The 22,111-nt window shown below is 36.2% G+C and carries 18 protein-coding genes; 14 read left to right on the top strand and 4 right to left on the bottom strand.

The genetic code is table 11. The features are described 5' to 3' along the window. Window positions 1–87: 87 nt before the first annotated feature. Entirely contained in the window at window positions 88–768 is a 681-nt protein-coding gene (locus tag ABR854_RS08500) for a response regulator transcription factor (RefSeq protein WP_350264981.1), read from the top strand. A gap of 290 nt (window positions 769–1,058) precedes the next feature. Here ABR854_RS08500 and ABR854_RS08495 read toward each other — a convergent pair whose 3' ends face one another. From ABR854_RS08495 to ABR854_RS08485, 3 genes are all read right to left on the bottom strand, one after another. After that, window positions 1,059–3,701 carry an MGH1-like glycoside hydrolase domain-containing protein gene (locus ABR854_RS08495; protein ID WP_350264980.1) on the bottom strand — a complete coding sequence of 881 codons (2,643 nt, stop codon included), beginning with the start codon at window positions 3,699–3,701 and terminating at the stop codon, window positions 1,059–1,061. Between the two features lie 276 nt (window positions 3,702–3,977). Further along, window positions 3,978–4,652 (bottom strand): hypothetical protein, encoded by a 675-nt coding sequence (locus tag ABR854_RS08490; RefSeq protein WP_350264979.1) that lies wholly within the window; start codon window positions 4,650–4,652, stop codon window positions 3,978–3,980. Between the two features lie 71 nt (window positions 4,653–4,723). Next, on the bottom strand, window positions 4,724–5,926 hold the full coding sequence (locus ABR854_RS08485) for a THUMP-like domain-containing protein (protein WP_350264978.1): 1,203 nt from the start codon (window positions 5,924–5,926) through the stop codon (window positions 4,724–4,726). 88 nt (window positions 5,927–6,014) lie between these two features. Here ABR854_RS08485 and ABR854_RS08480 point away from each other — a divergent pair, with 88 nt between their 5' ends. The 4 genes from ABR854_RS08480 (at window position 6,015) to ABR854_RS08465 (ending at window position 10,005) form a co-directional block, all read left to right on the top strand. After that, window positions 6,015–7,151: an NAD(P)/FAD-dependent oxidoreductase gene (locus tag ABR854_RS08480; protein ID WP_350264977.1), complete on the top strand. Its 1,137-nt coding sequence runs from the start codon at window positions 6,015–6,017 to the stop codon at window positions 7,149–7,151. 187 nt (window positions 7,152–7,338) lie between these two features. Then, window positions 7,339–7,626: a hypothetical protein gene (locus tag ABR854_RS08475; RefSeq protein WP_350264976.1), complete on the top strand. Its 288-nt coding sequence runs from the start codon at window positions 7,339–7,341 to the stop codon at window positions 7,624–7,626. 158 nt (window positions 7,627–7,784) lie between these two features. After that, window positions 7,785–9,365: a SulP family inorganic anion transporter gene (locus ABR854_RS08470; protein ID WP_350264975.1), complete on the top strand. Its 1,581-nt coding sequence runs from the start codon at window positions 7,785–7,787 to the stop codon at window positions 9,363–9,365. Further along, window positions 9,331–10,005, top strand: coding sequence for a carbonic anhydrase (locus ABR854_RS08465; RefSeq protein ID WP_350264974.1), 675 nt, complete (start codon window positions 9,331–9,333; stop codon window positions 10,003–10,005). Before ABR854_RS08470 ends, ABR854_RS08465 begins: the two co-directional genes overlap by 35 nt. 93 nt (window positions 10,006–10,098) lie before the next feature. Here ABR854_RS08465 and ABR854_RS08460 read toward each other — a convergent pair whose 3' ends face one another. Beyond that, on the bottom strand, window positions 10,099–10,707 hold the full coding sequence (locus ABR854_RS08460) for a porin family protein (protein WP_350264973.1): 609 nt from the start codon (window positions 10,705–10,707) through the stop codon (window positions 10,099–10,101). Window positions 10,708–11,021: 314 nt separating this feature from the next. On the opposite strand from ABR854_RS08460, the gene ABR854_RS08455 reads away from it, so the two are divergent. From ABR854_RS08455 to ABR854_RS08415, 9 genes are all read left to right on the top strand, one after another. Then, window positions 11,022–11,441 carry an IS1/IS1595 family N-terminal zinc-binding domain-containing protein gene (locus ABR854_RS08455; RefSeq protein ID WP_064196667.1) on the top strand — a complete coding sequence of 140 codons (420 nt, stop codon included), beginning with the start codon at window positions 11,022–11,024 and terminating at the stop codon, window positions 11,439–11,441. A gap of 348 nt (window positions 11,442–11,789) precedes the next feature. Further along, a complete protein-coding gene (locus tag ABR854_RS08450) occupies window positions 11,790–13,178 on the top strand; it encodes a porin (RefSeq protein WP_350264972.1) in 1,389 nt (462 codons plus the stop codon). A 43-nt stretch (window positions 13,179–13,221) separates the two neighbouring features. Then, entirely contained in the window at window positions 13,222–14,811 is a 1,590-nt protein-coding gene (locus ABR854_RS08445) for an MFS transporter (protein ID WP_350264971.1), read from the top strand. Window positions 14,812–14,888: 77 nt separating this feature from the next. Continuing rightward, on the top strand, window positions 14,889–15,110 hold the full coding sequence (locus ABR854_RS08440) for a DUF6814 family protein (RefSeq protein WP_064196665.1): 222 nt from the start codon (window positions 14,889–14,891) through the stop codon (window positions 15,108–15,110). 456 nt (window positions 15,111–15,566) lie between these two features. Then, window positions 15,567–15,773, top strand: a complete 207-nt coding sequence (locus tag ABR854_RS08435) for a hypothetical protein (protein WP_350264969.1) — start codon at window positions 15,567–15,569, stop codon at window positions 15,771–15,773. Further along, complete coding sequence (locus ABR854_RS08430) at window positions 15,766–18,462, top strand: ATP-binding protein (protein WP_350264968.1); 2,697 nt, start codon at window positions 15,766–15,768, stop codon at window positions 18,460–18,462. The genes ABR854_RS08435 and ABR854_RS08430 overlap by 8 nt, the downstream gene beginning before the upstream one ends. A gap of 52 nt (window positions 18,463–18,514) precedes the next feature. Continuing rightward, on the top strand, window positions 18,515–18,907 hold the full coding sequence (locus ABR854_RS08425) for a response regulator (protein WP_350264967.1): 393 nt from the start codon (window positions 18,515–18,517) through the stop codon (window positions 18,905–18,907). Between the two features lie 100 nt (window positions 18,908–19,007). Continuing rightward, window positions 19,008–20,951 carry a propionyl-CoA synthetase gene (locus ABR854_RS08420; RefSeq protein WP_350264966.1) on the top strand — a complete coding sequence of 648 codons (1,944 nt, stop codon included), beginning with the start codon at window positions 19,008–19,010 and terminating at the stop codon, window positions 20,949–20,951. A 3-nt stretch (window positions 20,952–20,954) separates the two neighbouring features. Further along, the gene (locus ABR854_RS08415) at window positions 20,955–22,001 is read left to right on the top strand and encodes an acyltransferase (protein ID WP_350264965.1); all 1,047 of its coding nucleotides are present in this window, start codon (window positions 20,955–20,957) and stop codon (window positions 21,999–22,001) included. Window positions 22,002–22,111: the final 110 nt, after the last annotated feature.

The raw sequence follows: 22,111 nt of genomic DNA, 5'->3' as shown, positions 1-22,111 counted from the left end.
CGTTTTTTGTTGATTAACTTTGTTGTTAGCTCACAAAACCCAGAGCAAGGTATGTCGCATGTACCTTGCTTCGTTTATTTTTAAGTTATGAAGATACTGATAGTAGAGGACGAACTTCGATTAGCTGAATTTATAAGACGTGGTCTTGAAGAACATGCACATTTAGTAGAGATTGCAAAAGATGGTGAAATAGGCCTAAAAATGGCTTTTGATAATGAATATGACGTCATAATTATGGATGTGAATATGCCGAAAATGAATGGTTATGACGTAACGCAATCAATTAGAAACGAAAATCAGAATACCCCGATTCTGATGCTTACGGCTATGGGAACACTCAACGATAAAGCATCTGGTTTTGATGCAGGAATTGATGATTTTTTGGTCAAACCCTTTCAGTTTCAGGAATTACTTATGCGGCTAAATGCCTTGCATCGCAGGAGTGCTTTAGTACAGCACCAATTAAAACGGAATAGTATGAAAGTGGCCGATTTAGAACTTGATTTGACCGCCCGTATCGTTAGTAGAGCTGGAAAAAATATACAATTAACTGCCAAGGAATATGCCTTACTCGAATACCTCATGATTAATCATAATAGGGTGCTTTCGAGAGTAGATATTGCTGAAAAAATATGGGATATCGACCTTGACCCTGCCAGCAATACGATTGATACGTATATTAATTTTCTAAGAAAAAAAGTGGACAAAGATTTTAGCCCAAAACTCATTCATACAATTGTTGGTATGGGATATATACTAAGAGAATGATTTTTTTAGATACTTATAATGTGATTATTACGAAGTTTTTGAGACGAAAAGTTAAATTTAATCACTATTTAATTTAATTTTAAGATACCATCAAGGTAATATATCTATTTTTATGTCAAGAAACAGTAATAGTGAATTTTCATAAAGGAATTTTAGGTTTTAAAGCTCTGGTTTCTAATTAACCAGAGCTTTTTTTATGACAAGGTTTTAATTCTCCAGTATAGGTTTAGTTAGGGTTTTAGTTCTCTGATTAAAACTTGATTTTTAATCAGAGACTTTTATACCAAAAGCTACTTTTCATTTGTATATTGAATCAAGTCAGCTACCAAGCCAGTCCAGCCGCATTGATGAGAAGCACCGAGTCCTTCACCCGTATCACCATTGAAATATTCATAGAAAAGATGCAAATCTTTGAAATGCGGGTCGGCATCAAATTTCTCGAAATCGCCTGTATTAGGTCTGCGATTTTCGGCATTTATCTCAAAAATATTAATCAAACGTTCGGCTACTAAAAGAGCGGCTTCTTTGATTGACATCACATTTCCCGAATTTGTTGGATATTCTACTTCAAAATCATCGCCATAATATCCATAAAACTTTAATAATGAGTCGATTAGCAAGAAATTAATCGGAAACCAAATTGGCCCACGCCAGTTTGAATTTCCTCCCATAATACTTAAGTCAGATTCAGCTGGCGTATATTTTACACTCATAATTTCGCCGTGAAGATTAAACTGGTAAGGTGTATCTTTATGAGATTTTGATAGTGAACGAATACCATAATCAGATAAAAACTCAGCTTCATCAAACATTCGCTTGATAACCATCTTCATACGGTGGCCACGTAGCAATGAAAGTAGATGGGTTTCACCTTTACCAGGTTCATTCCAACGAGAAATCAAAGATGCCAAATCTGGTCGATTGGTAAGTACCCATTCCAGACGACGTTTGAAATCAGGTAATTTTGAAAGCATTTCATCATCAATCACTTCAACCGCAAAAAGTGGAATTAAGCCCACATAAGAGCGAATCTTCATAAAGATGGTTTCGCCATTAGGTGCGTGAAGTTTATCATAATAAAACTGGTCTGCCTCGTCCCACAACCCTAAATCATTACCTTTGATTGGCTTATTAATGGCAGCCGCAATATGCAAGAAATGCTCAAAGAATTTCGATGCCATATCTTGATATACTGGTTTTTCAATCGAAATCTCGCACGCAATACGTAGCATATTGAGTGTGTACATCGCCATCCAACCTGTTGCATCTGCTTGTTCGAGTTTTACGCCTGGAATCTGTGCATTTCTGTCAAAGACGCCAATATTATCAAGCCCCAAGAATCCACCGCCAAAAATATTGTTTCCTTCTTCATCTTTCTGATTGACCCACCATGTGAAGTTAATAAGTAATTTATGGAAGATTTTTTCTAAGAAAGCTAAATCACCAACACCATTATTGTTTTTCTTGTCAATTTCATATACTTTCCAAGTGGCCCAAGCGTGTACGGGCGGGTTTACATCAGAAAAATTCCATTCATAAGCAGGAATTTGTCCGTTGGGGTGCATGTAATATTCTCGAAGAACAACCGCCAATTGCCGTTTCGCAAAATCGGCATCAATGCGGGCGAGTGTGAGCGTATGAAAAGCTAAATCCCATGCCGCAAACCACGGATATTCCCACTTATCGGGCATCGACAAAATATTGGCCATGTAGGCGTGTTTCCAAGTATTATTTCTGGGGAAAGCCCTTCCTTTAAACTCAAAAGGCATTTTTGGGTCGCCTTTGAGCCATTCGTTGATATTATAGTAGTAGAATTGCTTATTCCACATCATTCCAGCAAATGCTTGTCGCTGAATGTTGCGTTGCTCTTCTGACTTTATATCTTGCTGAATATGGTCGTAAAATTCATTGGCTTCTTTGATTCTTAAATCAAAAATTTCGTCGAAATCAACAAATGCCTTGTGGTTTTGTGAGTTCTGACTGAATCGAAGCCTTATTGTTTGGCTTTCACCGCCATCAATCTTTTTGGTATAGCGTGCCGAGGCTTTCGTGCCTATTTTGTTTGGATTTATCGTTGTTGGCTTGCCTGTCAATACATAATTGCTGATTCCATCCTTTACGAACATGGCTGTATTAGGTTTCCCGAAAATACGCTCCATATTGGTTTCATTTTCGCAAAAAACGAGTTCGTCAGCACCCTCAACATATAGTTTGTATTTGCCCAAAAGCTGATGCGAAACTTCAATTTGATTGTTGGCAATGCCAGTCATCATTGGACTTTTCTTATATGCTTCGTAGCCCCAACTCCAAGTATTTCTAAACCAAAGTGTAGGAAGCATCGTCAGGATTGCGGCTTTTTTATTACGGTTATGTGCCGTAATTTTTATCAATATGTCGTTTTCGTCAGCTTTGGCGTACTCGATAAAAATATCGAAATATTCATTATTGTCAAAAACTCCTGTTTGTTCAATTTCAAATTCCGTGTGTTGGCGGTTACGTTTTTGATTTTCCTCAACAATTTGGCGGTAGGGGAACTCATTTTGAGGATACTTGTAAAGCATCTTCATATAAGAGTGCGTAGGTGTGCTATCAAGGTAATAGTAAAGTTCTTTTACATCTTCGCCATGATTTCCTTCTGAGCCAGCAAGCCCGAAAAGGCGTTCCTTGATGATTTTGTCTTTATGATTCCAAAATGAAACCGCAAAACAGATATGTTGTTTATTGTCAGAAATTCCACCGATACCATCTTCCCCCCAACGATAAGCACGAGAACGAGCCATATCATGCGGTACGTAGTCCCAAGCATTTCCATATACACTATAATCTTCCCTTACCGTTCCCCACTGTCTTTCCGATAAGTAAGGTCCCCATTTTTTCCATCCTTTATTGTCTTTCCTTTCGCTAAGGCGAATCTTTTCTTTTATCTCGGTCATACTCGTAATATCTAATCTAAAAGGTTTAGGTTATAAGTATTTTGCTCAACTCTAATCAATCTATTTCACCTGATAATAAGCTCAATATAATTTTAGTTAAAGTTGTAAACAGGTTATTCGCAAAAATATGAAAAATAATAAACGATGAAAGTTGAATTAATGAATCGCTTATAATAGTAATAAAAGTTATTGAAATAATGATATTAAATTCTATGAAAATAAAAAGAGCCGCTCGAAGCTAATCGAGAGGCTCAAATAGACATAGATTTATTCTACTTACTTAATGCGAGTTTTTACTACGCTTGCTGCTTTTTGTTTTTCTTCGAGAGCAATGCGGGCATTTTCTTGGTCTTGCTTATTGCTTGTCTGGTCTTTCAAAAGTTTTTCGAGTTCTACTCTGTTTTCTTCGATTTCCTTTAAAAGTTTTTCTTTTTCTCGCTTATTTTTTTCGATGTCACGGGCAATTCTGTCTCCTGTTTTATTTACTCGGTCGAGGTTTTTCTGAGATTCTTCGGCATCACGCTCGGCCAATCTTACATCTTCGTTTTGCATTGCAAAAGCATAAAAATCTTTTAGGATTTTTTCTACACCTTTAAACTCTTTGTTATTGTCAGAAACCATATTTCCGCCGCCTAAGTCAAACGATGCAAAAACCTTAGTTTTCACTTTTTGGTCAGAGGTAATTTTAGTCATTAGATTAATCGGGTCAGATGATACTTCTGAAATATTTGCAGCTGCAATATTGAAAGTTTCTCTGTTTTGTGCTACACCACCATATTTTGAAATAAAAAGCGACCATTCTTTCTCAATAAATTTTTTCTCAATATTGAGCGTCATGTAGAATCCTTCTTTACGGTCTTTGCCGAAAACCTCTGAGCCACTCAAAATCGTTTGTGCAAAACTTGCAACGCTGGCTACTAACAAAATGCCTGTCAAAAGTACTTTTCTCATAATAATAATTTTAAATTGTCTGTTTATGACGCTGTGAATGGAAAATTGTAACGTGTTTAAAATCAAAAAAATCATGCCTGACCAATTTTTCTGCAAATCAACACAATCTTTTGTTTTTCAGAGCTTTCAGTAGCAAATAAATAGTATTCGCCGCCATCTTGCAAACCCAATTTCTTTTTTATTTCTTCGGGCTTCATCGGAAAGTTGCGTGTGCTGATATTAACCTTGGGGCTTGGTAGTTTTGAAAGTATTTCTTTCTTATCAAATTTACAAACTGCTTCACAAATAAAACTCCGACCTACAAAGTTTTCAACCAAACTTTCAGAAGTATATAAATGACTATTAGGTGCAATTTTGGCTAAATTAAAGTGTGTGGCAATGCTCTTAAAAGCACCGGCTTTCAGAATTGTGGCATTGGGTTCGTAGATGTAAGTACTTGGTTTTGAATATTTTACTGTACTTTTTTCTTCAGCTTCGAAGTCAAACTCGAAAACTTGTTGTACATTATTCGAGGCAAAGTTGATACAATGAATGACCGTTTTATTTATTATCAAGGTACTTGGCTTTTTACTCACAAAAAGTAATTCTTTTACCTCATTTTCAATAGCCACAATATGCACTTCCGCAATGTTTTGAATTTGTTCAATGGCCAGTTTTATATCAAGCATAGGTGAAAATTTTACCATAAAATTGGGTAATAAATGCTTGATTTCTAATAGATTAGGCTCACAATCTTCTATTTTAAAAACTTTATTTTTAGCATCATCTCGGCGGTGTGGGTCGATGTAAAAAGTTTTGAATGGTTGAATGAATGAATGATTGAGTTGTGTTGCATTTTCATTCAATACTTCAATGTTGTTTTGTGCTAAAACCTCAAAATTATACTTTGCTACGAGTGATAGAGTGGTGTTTTGTTCAATATATGTTACAGAATCAGTTACTTTTGCTAAAGCCCAACTATCAAGCCCCATACCGCCTGTAAGGTCGACACATTTTTCGTTTCCGAAATTTCTTGCAAAAATCTCGGCTTTATAAATGGCTGTAATCTCAGAAGAAGCCTGTTCGACCGAAAGCGGGGGTGGGAAAATAACTTTCTCGTTAGCAAACCAGGATGGCAATTTGTGTTTAGCTTTTTGTCGAGCAAGCCACTGGTCTGCCACCAAACGCAACATTTCTGCATCTAATTTTTGAGGATTCTTTAAAATGTATTTCTGAATCTCAGTTTCTTGAATTTGCTGGGCAATTTGGCTGGCTTGTTGTAGTTTTTCTAACATTATTATGGGCAAATGAAATTAATTTCATTCATCATTCTTGATTCTCCTTTCTTAATTCTAATTTTGCTCAATTAGAAACCACAATATTATGCTTAGTTTTTGGGAAAAGGATGTTTTTTTGAAAAAATATGATGTCATTGTAGTTGGAGCAGGGTTTTCGGGGCTTTGGTTAGCTTATTTTTTGAAAAAATATCAACCAAAAATTGAAATTGCTATTCTCGAAGCTGGGGTTTTACCAACTGGAGCAAGTACCAAAAATGCAGGTTTTGCATGTTTTGGAAGCCCAACCGAACTGATTGAAAATATCGAAGTTATGGGGCTTGACCAAGCGATGTTTTGGGCTGAAAAACGTTATAAAGGAATCAAGATGATTAGCCAATATTTCGGTTCGGAGATCGAATATGACGATTGTGGAGGTATTGAGTTATTCAGTGATAAAGCAATTTTTGAAGATACAATAGAGCAGTTAAATGCCCTAAATCAATCTATAAAGAGTATTGTAGGAAACGATGACCATTTTTTTGTCGATGAAAGTGTCATTCAAAACGCAGGTTTTTCGGGTTTTGAGTATGCCATCAAAAATACGGTTGAAGGTTCAATTCACAGTGGCAAACTCATCAGTGCGATGACTGAAACTGTGCAAGCCATGAAAGTACGCTTGTTTAATGGTGTTAAAGTGCAAAGGTTTGAAAATGAAGGTAATAGCGTGAAAATTTACGCCGAAAATGGTTTGGTTTTTGAAGCCAAACATTTGAGTATCACAACTAATGCTTTCACAAAACAGCTTTTGCCAGAAGTTGATTTATACGCTGGACGTGGACAGGTTTTTATAACTGAACCCATTGAAGGACTCAACTGGAGAGGAACTTTTCATTTCGATAAAGGCTATTATTATTTCAGAAATTATCGAAATAGGGTTTTATTTGGAGGTGGACGAAATTTAGATTTTCAGTCTGAAAACACCGATGAATTTGCCTTGACCGATTTAGTGCAGAATCGTCTTGAACAACTTCTTTACGAAAATATTATTCCGAAACACAAAAACATAAAAATTGACCAGCGTTGGAGCGGAATTATGGCTTTTGATGAAACTAAAACACCTCTAAGTAAATGCTTAAACCCCCATATTTCATTAAGTCTTAGAATGAATGGAATGGGTGTGGCTTTAGCTCCGACTTTATCGGAAAATTTGGCGAAAGAAATTATAGAATTAATTGATAATTAAAAATGGGAATTAATAATGTTTATTCTTGGATTCAAAGGCCTTGATGAAATTTTTTACTCCAAAAAAGCTTCTTTGTCGATAATAAATGGTTAATAGTAGAATTCTTGGAATCATTTATAGGGTATTAAGGTTTAATTATTACTTTTGCATTAACAATACTTATTATTTTTATAAAAATAACTTATTGATGCTCCAGCGAATCTTAGTATTAATACTTTTAATGATGGTTGAGTTTTCGACTGTAAGGGAGTGTTTTTCTGATTGCAAGCATAAAGTTGAAGTACAAGATATTGAAGATAATAATGAGACAGAGGATACTTCAAAAGAAGTTTCAATCGAAAAATATCTCGTTGAAAGTTTATATTTTCAATTTATTATTAGTCATATCCTGACAGAGAACATCGTATGTGATGAAGCTTCTACAAGCATCACAAATCCATTTCGGGTCATAGATGCTCCTCCTCCGAAACGATAATCTCTTTTATCTCTCTTTTAATCAAATCATTTTACTCCAAAATTGACAGTAAATACTGCCTTTAATGGCTAATACGTTTGTTTTTCAGTTTTTCCAATAATCTCGATTTCATACCGTTTGCTGTTTTAGGATATTTGCATGTCTTTTTAAATTATATTATGAAAAACTTTAATTTCAAGTATATTAAATCGGATATTTCTGCTGGTTTAGTAGTTTTTTTGGTCGCACTGCCGCTCTGTTTAGGTGTTGCTTTGGCCTCAGGAGCTCCGTTGATTGCGGGCGTTATTGCTGGAGTTGTAGGCGGAATTGTAGTGGGAGCATTGAGTGGTTCTCAGCTCGGAGTCAGTGGTCCTGCTGCGGGTTTAACTGTTATCGTTTTAAACGCTATTACCGAAATTGGTGCTTATGATTCATTTTTACTGGCTGTTGTTTTAGCTGGTTTTATCCAAATAATTTTAGGAGCTGTAAAAGCAGGCGTAATTGGCTACTATTTTCCATCATCGGTTATTAAAGGAATGCTTACCGCTATTGGTATTATTATTATTTTAAAACAAATTCCTCACGCAATGGGAATTGATTTAGATTATGAAGGCGATGAAAGTTTCTTTCAAAATGATGGTCAAAATACATTCTCTGAATTAGCGAGAATCTCTGAGCTGTTTAATGAAGGTGCTTTAGTTATTGGCTTGATTTCGTTAGCAATTATGATTTTGTGGGAACAAACGTTTATCAGACGAAATGCTGTTTTAGGGATGATTCCAGGAGCTTTGATGGCAGTAATTGCTGGTATTATTCTCAATAATGGTCTTACTGTATTGCCTTCTTTCTTTCATCTCGAAAGTAATCATTTAGTGTCATTGCCTGTAACAAGTTCGGTAGGCGACTTTGTTAATCTCTTCCAAATGCCTAATTTTTCGGCCATTACCAATCCTGTGGTATGGAAAATTGCGGTAGTAATTGCTATTATTGCGAGCCTCGAAACGCTTCTAAGCGTAGAAGCTACTGACAAACTTGACCCAGATTCAAGAATTACCCCAACCAATCGTGAGTTATTGGCACAAGGTGCTGGAAATATTGTGTCGGGTTTCTTGGGTGGGATTCCACTTACACAGGTAATAGTTAGAAGTTCGGCCAATATTCAGGCAGGCGGAAAAACAAACTTAGCAACCATTTTTCATGGTCTAATTTTATTGGTCTGTACACTTGCCATACCAAATGTTCTGAACCAAATTCCATTGGCTTCACTGGCTATTGTATTGATCATGGTTGGTTATAAATTGGCAAAACCTGCCATTTTTAAGGATGTTTTCAAGGAAGGACAAGACCAATTTGTGCCTTTTTTGGTAACTGTAATTGCAGTTGTATTTACCGATTTATTAAAAGGAATTGGCATTGGGGTTTTTGTAGCAATGCTTTATATTCTATATACTAACTATAAAGGCTCAATGTCGTTTATGCGTGATGGGAAAAATGTTTTGATTCAATTCAATAAAGATATTTTCTATTTTAATAAGTCAGAATTAAAGCAAAAACTGCTTTCACTTCAAGAAGGCGATTATCTTTTTGTTGATGGTGCAAAAGCATCTTTCATTGACCACGATATATTTTTGACCTTAGAAGAATTTCAAAAAGAGGTTAAAAACCGAAATATAACAGTAGAGTTTAAAGGAATTTCAAGAAAAAAAATAAACTATAGAAAAAGCAATGCAATCGTATCAAAAACTCTTACTGGCGAATAAAGCTTGGGCTGCCGAAAAACTACGTGTGGATGAAGGCTATTTTGAAGAACTGGCTTCACATCAAAACCCAGAATTCTTATGGATTGGTTGTGCGGATAGCCGTGTGCCTGCCGACCAAGTGACAGGCACTCAACCTGGTGATATTTTTGTTCATCGTAACGTGGCCAATCTGGTTGTGCATACCGATATAAATATGTTAAGTGTTCTACAATATGCTGTTGAAGTACTTAAAGTAAAGCATATTTTGGTGGTTGGTCATTATAATTGTGGGGGAGTAAAAGCCTCAATGGACAATAAAGACTACGGTCTTATCAACAAGTGGCTCAGAAACATCAAAGATGTAAACGTTAAGCACCACGAAGAACTAAGCAAAATCGAAGATTTTCAAGCAAAATTTGATAGACTCGTTGAGTTAAACGTAACCGAGCAAGTACGTAATTTGGCTAAAACAACAATCGTACAAAAAGCGTGGGCAGCAGGCGACTATCCGCATCTTCACGGTTGGGTTCTGGATTTGAAAACAGGGCTCATGAAGACCATCATGGAGATTTTACCTGATGATTTGGATTCGATTGAACCAGTCTATCGTTATGAAGTAAAACTACCCGAAGGTGTTTTATCAGAAACAATGAAGCCGTAAATTATTTTAAAAGTGAAGGCCATCAGTCGTGAGATTGATGGCCTTCTTTATATACTGTGTGGCTTAAATTGTATGAATTTAGTTAGTAAGTAATTATTTCTCTGAAATTGGGAAACTTACACCTACATTTAAGTTGAATGCTAAGTTATTATAAGTTGTGTTAGATGTTTTTGTGATATCTGCAAAGCCTCTATTAAAACCAGCGTCAACATTTAACCAAGTACGAGATTTTAGTCGGTAATTGAAACCTAAACCAGCCAAGCCGCCAAAATCAAGATTGTTATATGCTTTTTGTCCATCAGGTTGTATAACTATATCGCCATCGGCGTTATTAGCTTGTAGCAAAGCCCCTGCGTAAAGTCCAGCGAATAGTTTAGGCCTAAATTTATCTCCTTGCTCTCCAAAATAATAAACTCCTGTTACAGGTACTTGGATATAGTGCAATCTTGTGTGATTATCAACAGTTTTGCTCTTATCACCGAGTTGTGAATAAAGTAATTTTGCCGATAAACCCCAGTGGCTGTCAATACTATAATTTAAGAATCCGCCGAGATTTAAGCCTGGAAGATATTTACTCGTAGGGTCATCTACAATTGTTGAAACATTTACACCCACCATTGGGCCTACTGATAATGTTTGAGCTGAAACAAGCTTTACATTCATTAAAATTACAGCGAGTACAAAAACAATTTTTTTGGTCATTTTAATTAAGATTTTGTTTAGAATAACTCTTCAAAATCAAGCTACTGTTAAGCATCTGTAGATATTGAGAGACATTTGAAAACCTAAAAAATACGTACCTTAGGCATTCTGATAGCAAAGTGGGGAAGTTTGAGGAAAAATATCAACATAAAGCCCGAAAGAGAGATAATCGGGAATTGGAAAAACTTTTCTTCAATTTCAAAATGAATAAAACATCAACAGATAAATTTTTTTTGAAAATAAAGTGAAATAAAATCTTGAAATAATCTATATTTGCTAATAAAGTATATCTTTGCTAAAAATATATAGATACTATGAGCCTACCAAACTGCCCCCAATGTGATTCAAACAATATCTCACGAAATGGTATAATCAAAGAGCGTCAACGCTTTAAGTGTAAAGATTGTGGCTATAATTTCACCGTCGAAAAGATGGGAAAAAGCATTGAAAGTTATTATGTAATCAAAGCACTTCAATTATACATTGAAGGGGTAAGTTATCGAGAAATCGAGCGTTTATTGGGTGTAAGTCACGTTTCTGTGATGAATTGGGTGAAAAAATATCAAGTAAAGATACCTAAACAAACACTTTATCATCCGACATATAAAGTGATGAATCATAAGGAGTTAGCCGAATTTTATGCCAATCGAGATAACCTAAAAGGAGCAGGGATGGTAGTAACTGAGTTGGGCGATAAGTTTATGCTTATCAAATGGGAGAGATTCAAAAAATAGATAGATTATTGTTTAATTTTAATTAAACAATAATAAAAAATATTGAAATAGTGCAATTTTTATACAAATATCTCTACTAAAATAGTATTTTGAAAATATTCTGAATTTGTAGCATATTATTGTTTTGAAGTTATTTATTATTTTGTTTTATGTAAATTCATAGAAATAAAATTTCGTAAAATACAAGTTTAGTGTTCTAATATTGTGGTTTTTAAGAAATTTTAAAGTACAATGAATTCTATCTGTTATTAGCAAAGCTATATCAAGGATTTGCGAAACGTGTCTTTTTATGAAAGTTTTGTATCGTCTTAAACGGACGTACAACAAAACCATAATAAAAGACCTAATATGAAAAAATTACTATTCACCTTATCGCTTTTTTTATTTAGCTATAGTGTTATACAAGCTCAAGGTTCTGCTGATTACGGTGGTGGAATCAAATTGAATGTCAACCCAGAAGGGTCGAAATTTATTCGTTTGCTTACTTGGAATCAGATTTGGTTTAGAGGCACACAACTAAATCCCGGTACAACAATTGCTGGTGAAGCTGCCAAAACAAATTTTGATATTTCGGGCCGTCGTTTACGTATGTTGGCCTACGCACAAATCAGCAAACGCTACATGGTACTTGCCCACATTGGTATTAATAACCAAACGTTTATCAACGGTGGAGCTTCAGGAACTTCAGGAACTGGTGGCTACGGAAATGGTAAGAAACCTCAAATTTTCTTTCACGATGCTTGGAACGAATATCACGTGGTTTTACCAACCAAAGAAAACAAAAATTCGAGTTTGAGCATAGGGGCAGGTTTACACTATTTCATGGGAATTTCTCGCATGACAATGGCCTCAACACTCAATTTCTTGACAGTTGACTCTCCGATTTTCTCGTGGGCAACTATTGATAATGCCGACCAATTTGCTCGTCAGTATGGTTTTTTTGCCAAAGGTAAATTGAATAAATTAGAATACCGTTTGGCAATGAATAAGCCTTTCAGTACAAGTTTAGCTCCGACTAATGTAACCGATGCTTCAAAAGCTGCTGCGGTTGATAATAATGGAAAAAGTAATTGGGCAAAAACTGCTTATTTGGAATATCAATTCCTCGATAATGAATCAAATTTATTACCTTTCAAAGTTGGTACATATTTGGGTACAAAGCGTGTCTTTAATATCGGAGCAGGTTTTTACAGCCAAGGTAATGGTACTAAGTCTTCAGTAAACGGAAAACTCGAAAGCCATAACGTAAACTTGCTTTCGGTTGATGCTTTCTTAGATATGCCATTTGGCGATAAAGCAAAAAATACGGCTGTAACTGCTTACGCTGGATATTTCAATTATAATTTTGGGCCAAATTATATCCGAAATATCGGTATTATGAATGAAGGTGTCGTGAATGCCGCTTATGAAGGAAGTGGTAAATTGATGTCGGGTGCAGGAAATGCCCAACCAATGATTGGAACAGGTGATATTTTCTATACACAAGTGGGTATCTTGATGCCAAAAGGAAGCGAAAAACCTAAAATGAGAGTGCAACCATTTACAGCATTTACATATAAAAACTTTGATGCACTTCCAAAAGCAGTTACAAACTTTGACTTAGGCGTAAACTGGTTGATTGATGGCCATCATGCAAAAATCACAACGCAGTATTCGTTGCGTCCAGGAATTGAAACTGCAACAACTAAGCAAAAGCATTTTGGCGAATTTATTGCTCAATTACAAATCTATTTATAAAACTCAACTCTAATATTACTTAAACCCTTAATTGATTAGCACTATGTCTGAAAGTAAAAAAAGTTCGATGTTCTCCATTATTGGAGCATCATCAGTAGGAACGATGATTGAGTGGTACGACTTCTATATCTTCGGAAGTTTGGCGACCATTATCTCTACAAAATTCTTCCCAGCAGGCCCTGGAAGCGAAACACTCTCGTTTCTTTCAACCTTAGCAACATTTGCAGCTGGTTTTGTTGTTCGCCCATTTGGTGCATTATTCTTTGGTCGTCTCGGAGACTTAATCGGTAGAAAATATACCTTCATGGTAACTTTATTGTTGATGGGAGGTGCAACTTTCACCATCGGTATTATACCTGCCTACGAAACCATCGGTGTGGCCGCTCCCTTGCTGGTCTTATTGCTCAGATTATTACAAGGTTTGGCTCTTGGTGGCGAATACGGTGGTGCTGCAACCTACGTTGCCGAACACTCACCTGCCAACGAACGTGGGTACATGACTTCATGGATTCAGATTACGGCAACGGCAGGTTTGATAGTTTCATTGATTGTTATTGCACTTACCAAAGCAATTTTAAGCAAAGAAGATTTTGATGCCTATGGTTGGAGAATTCCATTCTTAGCTTCAATCTTGATGGTTGGTATTTCTTATATCATACGTCGTAATATGCACGAGTCGCCTTTGTTTTCAAAGGCAAAAGCTGATGGAAAAACTTCCACTAATCCTTTAAAAGAATCTTTCGGAAATAAATTGAACTTCAAATTTGTATTGTTGGCACTATTGGGCGTAACTATGGGGCAGGGTGTTGTTTGGTACACAGGACAATTTTATGCGATGTCTTTCATTGAAAAAATCATGAATGTACCAAAAGAGCAAGTTGATAGCATTATGATTTGGGGGTTGTGTCTCGGAACGCCTTTCTTCGTAGTATTTGGTTGGTTGTCTGACCGCATCGGTCGTAAGTGGATTATGATGGCGGGTATGTTGGTAGCTATTCTTTCTTACCGCACAATCTACTCAAAAATGTATGATACCGTTGACATCAAAGGCAAAACTGAAATCGTAGAAAAAGCAACATCAGTATCTGAATTGAAAGAAAATGCTAAAAACAAAAATGGTGGTGTTGACTCAGTTTATACCGTAACAAAAGCATATACTGACGGAACAACTTATAAAGAAGTTAAAACTAAAACTTTGAAAAATGGTGTAGTTGAAATCAGTGAAAAAGATGGTAAACCAATTGTTGAAACCAAAAAAACTGTTACAATCAATGATACCGATAAGTGGACACTTACTTGGTTAGTTTTTATTCAAATGTTGTTCGTAACAATGGTTTATGGTCCAGTTGCTGCATTTTTAGTTGAAATGTTCCCAATCAAGATTCGTTATACATCAATGTCGTTGCCTTATCACATCGGAAATGGTATCTTTGGTGGACTACTTCCTGCAATTGCAACTTTCTTGGTATCGAACGCACAGAAAATAAACAGTGTAGCGGCCGAGTCGGGTTTAGCTCCAGTTATCGAAAAACCTTATCTCGAAGGTCTTTGGTATCCGATAATTCTTGCAGGTATTTGTTTCGTTATTGGAACAATCTATTTAGATGGAAAAGATAACAAAGTAAATGATTGATTTTTACTCATATGAACGTCCAAATTGGACGTTCATATATAAATGTTGAATTTTTAATACATAAAAACATTAATACAATGAATGCTATAAAACGAATTTTAGGAATAGTTTGGATATTAATCGGAATTGGTGCGGTTTACTATCTAATTGTGAATCAAGCGATTATGCTCTGGAATAAAGGTGGCGAAAACGTAATTCCAGCAATTATTTACACAGTAATTCTTTGCCCGATGATTGCAGGAGCTTTAGGAACATTCGGTTTGTATTCTCTACAGGGAGAATTCGACTCAAAAGATTGATTTTTGAAAAATAGTTGATTTCTAAGCCATTCGACTATCGAAAAGATAATAAGTGAATTACCATAATAAGTAAGGCTTAGGGTTTAATAGAGCAATGTATGCCAGTTGAGGAAAACTCCCATTGGCATACATTCTTATTTTAGGGGTGTGTTCTTATTATTTCCCCCGTGCAACGGTCGCTCCTTTTTTCAAGGAGGGGCGACCGTCACTACGGTGTCCTGACGAAGTCGGACGGGGTGGTTCTTGGTCTATAATTGTTTTAAAATATGGATAGTTGGAACTAACCACCCCGTCAAAATTCGACTTTGTCAGAATTTTGCCACCCCTCCTTGAAAAGGAGAGGAATTTTTTCCCGAAGTAAATTTTTAACTATATTTATTTAGCAAAAATAGCTAAATAAATCTTTGAATAGTACCATGTTAGTCGTAGCTTAGTGCAATAAATCAGAAACCCTACATGAAGCAGCAAAGAGCCATTGCAATAACGATTTTCTTGGTCTGTTTACTCAATTTTCCGTTATTATCGTTGTTCAATAAAACCGTTTTTATATTCGGTATGCCGCTTGTTTATGTATATGTGTTTAGTGTTTGGGCGGTGGGAATTATCGTGATTGCCATCATTGCTGAATCTAAAAATGTAGAAGAAACACAAGAACATGAATAGCTACATTTTAGGACTTATCTCGATTTATTATTTGGCGTTTTTGTTTATCGTAGCTTATCAGGCCGAAAAAAAATCAAAGAATGCCAAGAGTATTGTTAGTAACCCTAACATTTATGCACTTTCGTTGGCGGTTTATTGTACAGCATGGACTTTTTACGGAAGTGTAGGGAGAGCTTCAACCGATGGACTTGATTTTTTAGCTGTTTATATTGGCCCAACTTTGGTGATGTTCTTGGCTTTTCCGATACTCTTGAAAATCATCCGTATATGTAAAACTCAACGCTTGACGAGTATCGCCGATTTTATATCGTCACGTTATGGCAAAAATCGTTCTTTGGGAGTCTTAGTAACCATAATATGCTTACTATCAGGGATTCCGTATATTGCATTACAACTAAAAGCCATTTCAAATAGCTTCGGAATTCTAACAAGAAGCCTTTTAAATAGCAATATTTTAGTTGACCATACTTTTTATATTGTCATTTTACTGATTCTGTTTACCATCTTATTTGGTACTCGAAACGTAGAAGCAACCGAGCGACACGAGGGAATGGTAACAGCTATTGCGGTGGAGTCAATTATTAAACTCATCGCTTTTTTAGCTATCGGAATGTATGTAACCTACTGGCTTTTTGATGGTTTTGAAGACATTTATAACAAAGCAAAATTACTTCAAGCTGCTAAAAAGAATTTTGTGGTCGAAAACGAAAGTGGAATGTCGATGTGGTTTTGGCATACGTTACTGGCCACAATGGCCTTTTTGTTTTTGCCACGCCAATTTCAGGTGACGGTCGTAGAGAATGTTGATGAAAAATACATCAATCGAGCGATGTGGATGTTTCCACTATATATGTTGCTCATCAATATTTTCGTAATGCCAATTACCCTTGCGGGAGGAATTATTTTTAATGGGCAAGCGGTCAATTCTGATATGTATGTCTTGTCGATTCCGCTGCATTTTTCTGATGAATCATTAGCGATTTTGACTTATATAGGTGGTTTTTCGGCAGCAACGGGCATGATAATCGTAGAAACGATAGCCATAAGCGTAATGGTGAGTAATAATTTACTGATGCCAATTTTCTTGGGAATTCCAGCATCAAAAGACCTTATCAATCTAAATCCGAGTCGAGTGATTCAGTTTATGAGACGTTTTTCGATCGCTCTCATCATATTTTTAGGGTATTTCTATTTCAAATTTATTACCGAAAAATACTCTTTAGTTTCAATTGGAATGACAGCCTTTGTTGTTGTAGCTCAGTTTGCACCGTCAGTTTTGGGAGGTATTTTCTGGAAAAGAGGCACACAAAAAGGTGCAATGGCGGGATTAGTTGGTGGAACAGTTATTTGGTTTTTTACCCTAATTATTCCATCACTCGTTAGTTCAGGAGTAATATCTGATAAAATTATGACAGAAGGTTTATTTGGTGTTTCACTACTAAAACCTTACGAATTATTTGGTATGACGGGCATGGATAATATTTCTCATGCCACATTCTGGACGTTGTTTTTCAATATAGTTCTTTATTTTTTCGGTTCCTTGTGCAGTAAACAAACCTCTATTGAGCATAATCAAGCCGTGTTGTTTGTTGATGTATTTCAGTACTCAAAAGGTATCGAAAACTCAGTCGTCTGGCGGGGAAAAGCATTGGTGAGTGATATTATGAATTTGCTCGAAAGTTTTCTCGGAACAAGCCGCACCGAAAGAATAGCAAGAGTTTTTGCCACTCGCAATAATATCAATCTAAATACTCGCTATGCCGATGCTCGTTTTGTGAATTATTCAGAAAAATTACTTTCGGGCATCGTCGGAACTGCCTCGGCCCGTATGATGGTTTCGTCGGTGGCAAAAGAAGAGGAAATTTCATTGAATGAAGTCGTTGAAATTTTGAAGAAATCGCAAGAATTGATGGCGGTAAATAAGGAGTTAAAACAAAAATCGCAAGAATTAAAATTACTCACCGAGCAATTACAAGCTGCCAACGAACAGTTGAAATTTACTGATAAACTCAAAGATGATTTTTTAGCTACAGTTACGCACGAAATTCGTACACCGTTGACTTCGATAAAAGCTCTGTCTGAAATTTTATACGATAATGAAGACATTGAGCATTCGGAAAGACAGCATTTTTTGAATACCATCATCAAAGAATCTGACCGATTGAGTCGTTTGATAAATCAAGTGTTAGATTTAGAAAAGTTTGAATCTGGAAAGGTGAAAGTAGCTAAGGAAACCCTCAACCTCGAAGAAATTATTATAGATTCTATAGAATCTATTGAGCAACTGGCTAAAGATAAAGGGATTTCTATCATAACGAAAATTGATAAAAAATTGCCCAAATTTGAAGGAGATAGAGACAGAATTATGCAGGTTATGCTCAATTTACTCTCAAATGCATTGAAATTTACTGAAGGTAATAAAGGTACAATTACCATTACAGCGTATAAGCAAGATGATAATCTGTACGTAAATGTGATTGATGATGGAGCTGGAATTGCAAAACAATATCAAGAGCTAATTTTTGATAAATTTTATCAAGCTCACGACCAAACCATTAAAAAACCAAAAGGCAGCGGACTTGGATTGGCAATTTCAAAACGGATTTTAGAGTTGCATAACGGAGAAATTTGGGTAGAAAGTGAAGTTGGGAAAGGTTCAAAATTCTCCTTTTCTATTCCCATTGAATAAATAAAACTAAGTAAAAAATAAGAGAAAGTCTATTACAACAAATACTACGACCATGAATATACAGAAAAATATAAAGGTATTAATCGTTGATGATGAACCAAATATCTTGCTTTCGTTAGAATTTCTAATGAAAAAAGAGGGTTTTATTGTCTTTATCGCCCGAGATGGCGAAGAGGCCTTTGACATCATCAAAAGAGAGCATCCAAAAATCGTATTGCTCGATATTATGATGCCCAAAGTAGATGGCTACGAAGTTTGTCGATTTATCAAAGGTGGAAATGAAACCAAAGAGACAAAAGTGGTCTTTTTGAGTGCCAAAAGCAAGGAGGCAGATATTGAAAAAGGATATAGTGTTGGGGCAGATTTGTATATCCCGAAACCATTTTCAACCCGTGATTTAGTGAAAAAAGTAAATATGATGGCTTCGGGGGTAGTGAGCCAATGATAGAATGAGTGAATGATAGAATGAATGAATGTTCGTTGAGTAAAAATTATTCTATCATTGAAAACGGGCCGCGTTCCGCTTCACTCATTCAAAATTAAAAATGTACAACAAAACTATAATAAAAGTAATGAATTATGACTCATTTTACAGGCGAAGCATTGACCAACCCGAAGTATTTTGGGCGGAACAAGCTGATAAAATAGCATGGTATGAAAAGCCGCAAACGATTCTTTCGCAGGATAAAAATGGTTTTTACCGTTGGTTTGAAGGCGGGTTGATGAATACGTGCTACTTGGCGATTGACTATCATGTCGAGCAGGGTAGAGGAGATAAAATCGCTATCATTTACGACTCGGCAGCTACAAATAAAGTCGTCAAATATACTTATTTACAAGTTCAAACGGAAGTTGCAAAAATTGCGGGAGCTTTAAAAGCTTTGGGTATAAACAAAGGCGATACCGTTGTACTGTATATGCCCATGATTCCCGAAGCTGCATTTTCGATGTTGGCTTGTGCGAGACTGGGGGCTGTTCACTCGGTAGTTTTCGGTGGATTTGCTCCACACGAACTCGCCATCAGAATCGACGATGCTCATCCAAAAGTAATCATATCTGCTTCTTGTGGTCTCGAATTCGACAAAGTGATTCCGTATAAACCTTTGCTCGATGAAGCCATTCATTTGGCAGAACATAAAGTTTCAAACTGCTTAATTTTTCAAAGACCGATGCTTCAAGTAAGCATGGTTGATGGTCGAGATATTGATTTTGTTTCTTATGTAAGTAATTCAAAATCAGCTGATTGTGTGCCAGTGAATGCCACCGACCCACTTTATGTACTTTATACATCTGGCACAACAGGAAAGCCAAAAGGAATCGTTAGAGATAATGGTGGACATGCCGTTGCCCTTAATTTTTCGATGGAATATATTTATGATGTGAAGCCTAATGAAGTTTTTTGGGCGGCATCAGATGTGGGTTGGGTTGTGGGGCATTCATACATTGTTTATGCTCCGCTAATTTACTGTTGTACAACAGTATTTTTTGAAGGAAAACCAGTCAGAAACCCAGATGCTGGAACATTTTGGCGAGTAATTGAAGAACATAAAGTAAATGTTTTCTTTACCGCACCAACTGCTTTCAGAGCCATTAAAAAAGAAGATGCTGAGGCAAAATTGAAAGAAAAATACGATACTTCCTCTTTGAAATCTATCTTTGTAGCTGGAGAGCGTTGTGACCCACCAACGCTGGAATGGCTACAAGAAATTGCTAAAGTACCAATTATTGACCACTGGTGGCAAACCGAAAGTGGTTGGGGAATTGTGGCTAATATGATGGGAGTAGAACAGTTTCCTGTGAAAGCAGGTTCGGCAACAAAGCCAGTTTGTGGTTTTGATGTGCAAATTTTGGGTGAAAATGGTCAACAACTCGGTGCAAATGAAGAAGGTTATGTGTGTATAAAATTGCCACTTCCGCCAAGTTGCTTACCTACGCTATGGAATGATGACGAACGTTTCAGAGCTTCATACCTCAACAAATTTGACGGTTATTATCTCACAGGAGATGGTGGCTACATCGACGAAGATGGCTATGTTTTTATCATGGGTCGGGTTGATGATGTAATTAATGTAGCAGGACACCGCCTCTCTACGGGTGAAATGGAAGAAATCGTTGGTTCTCATAAAGCTGTTGCCGAATGTGCCGTAGTTGGCATTGCTGACGAACTTCGTGGACAACGCCCAATAGGTTTGGTAGTGCTGAAAGATGGAGCAAATTTCACGCAAGATGAAATGGAACATGAGTTGGTTCAACTCATTCGTGAGCAAATCGGGGCGGTTGCATTTTTCCGCAATGCCGTGGTTATTAAGCGTTTACCAAAAACTCGTTCGGGAAAGATTTTAAGAAAAACAATTCGTCAAATTATTGATGGTGAGCAATTTACAGTTCCTTCAACGATTGATGATGTAAATATTTTAACAGAAATAGAAGAGTGCATCAGAAACAGAAAAATTGGAGTTTTTCAATCTGAAGCAAAACAAGCAAGATAAATAATGCCCAAAGTAATCTGGATTTCAAATTTGAGAGTTTTTGCAACCCTGACCGTAATCTTGCTTCACTGTGCAGCAGGAGGGATTTACTTAATGGGGAAAATACCGAATAGTTGGTGGTGGATTTGCAATGCTTCAAATGCTTTCGGTCGGTTCGCTGTGCCAGTTTTTGTAATGCTTTCGGGGTATTTGCTCTTAGGAAAATACAAAAATTTAACAGACTTTTTATCGAAAAGATTTTCCAGAATATTCATTCCTTTTTTGCTTTGGACAATCATTTTTATGCTTTGGGGAAATTATTTTGGACTCATTCCTGCCGAAAAAACAAAGTTTGAATTTCTTGATATTCTAAAAAAAATACTAACTGGTGGAGCTGGCGGTTCGGGGCATTTATGGTTTGTTTATATGCTTTTGGGGATTTATCTTTTCTCGCCAATTGTGAGTCGATGGATTACACAAGCAACTAACCAAGAAGTAAAGTTTTTCTTAATCATGTGGTTTGTAGCCTGTACGGTTTATCCATATTTTGATAAGTTTTTAGGTATCAAAATCAACTTTGAGATTCGGTACTTTTCGGGTTATTTAGGATATTTTGTTTTGGGATATTTCTTAGGAAACTTACAAATGAATTTTCCACCGAAAAAAGTTGGTTTAATTGCATTGGCAGTTTTTCTGATAAGTTGGCTGATAACTTTCGTAGGAATTTATTTCTCGACTGTATCCAACAACAAAGTCTATGAATCAAGTTTATTCGATTACCTAAGTCCGTCGGTTATTTTGATGTCAATTTCAGCATTTCTGACTTTTAAGAATTTACTGAATATTGAGATTTTACCAACATTAACGTCTCAATTAGATAGATTTAGTTACGGAATGTATCTGATGCACTTGATTCCGATGAAAACTTTATCTCGTCAGTTTCAGATAAATTTCAAATGGATTCATCCAAGTATCGGCATCGCAACGCAGTTTATTCTGACAACTATTATTTGTTATGTAGTCATATTTATATTAAGTAAAATACCCAAAAGTAGCTGGATTACTGGATAGATTTTGGTTAAATTTTATTGGCAGTCCGTCTATTTGACACTTCAAAATTGAAGTTAAATTACTCTTTACAAATTCATTGCCGTCTGCTTTAGCTGACGGATACTAAAAAC

This window comes from Emticicia sp. W12TSBA100-4 (assembly GCF_040253585.1).
Classification (GTDB): domain Bacteria; phylum Bacteroidota; class Bacteroidia; order Cytophagales; family Spirosomataceae; genus Emticicia.
The sequence above is the reverse complement of the archived record's forward strand: the minus strand, read 5'-3'. Positions and strand labels throughout refer to the sequence as shown.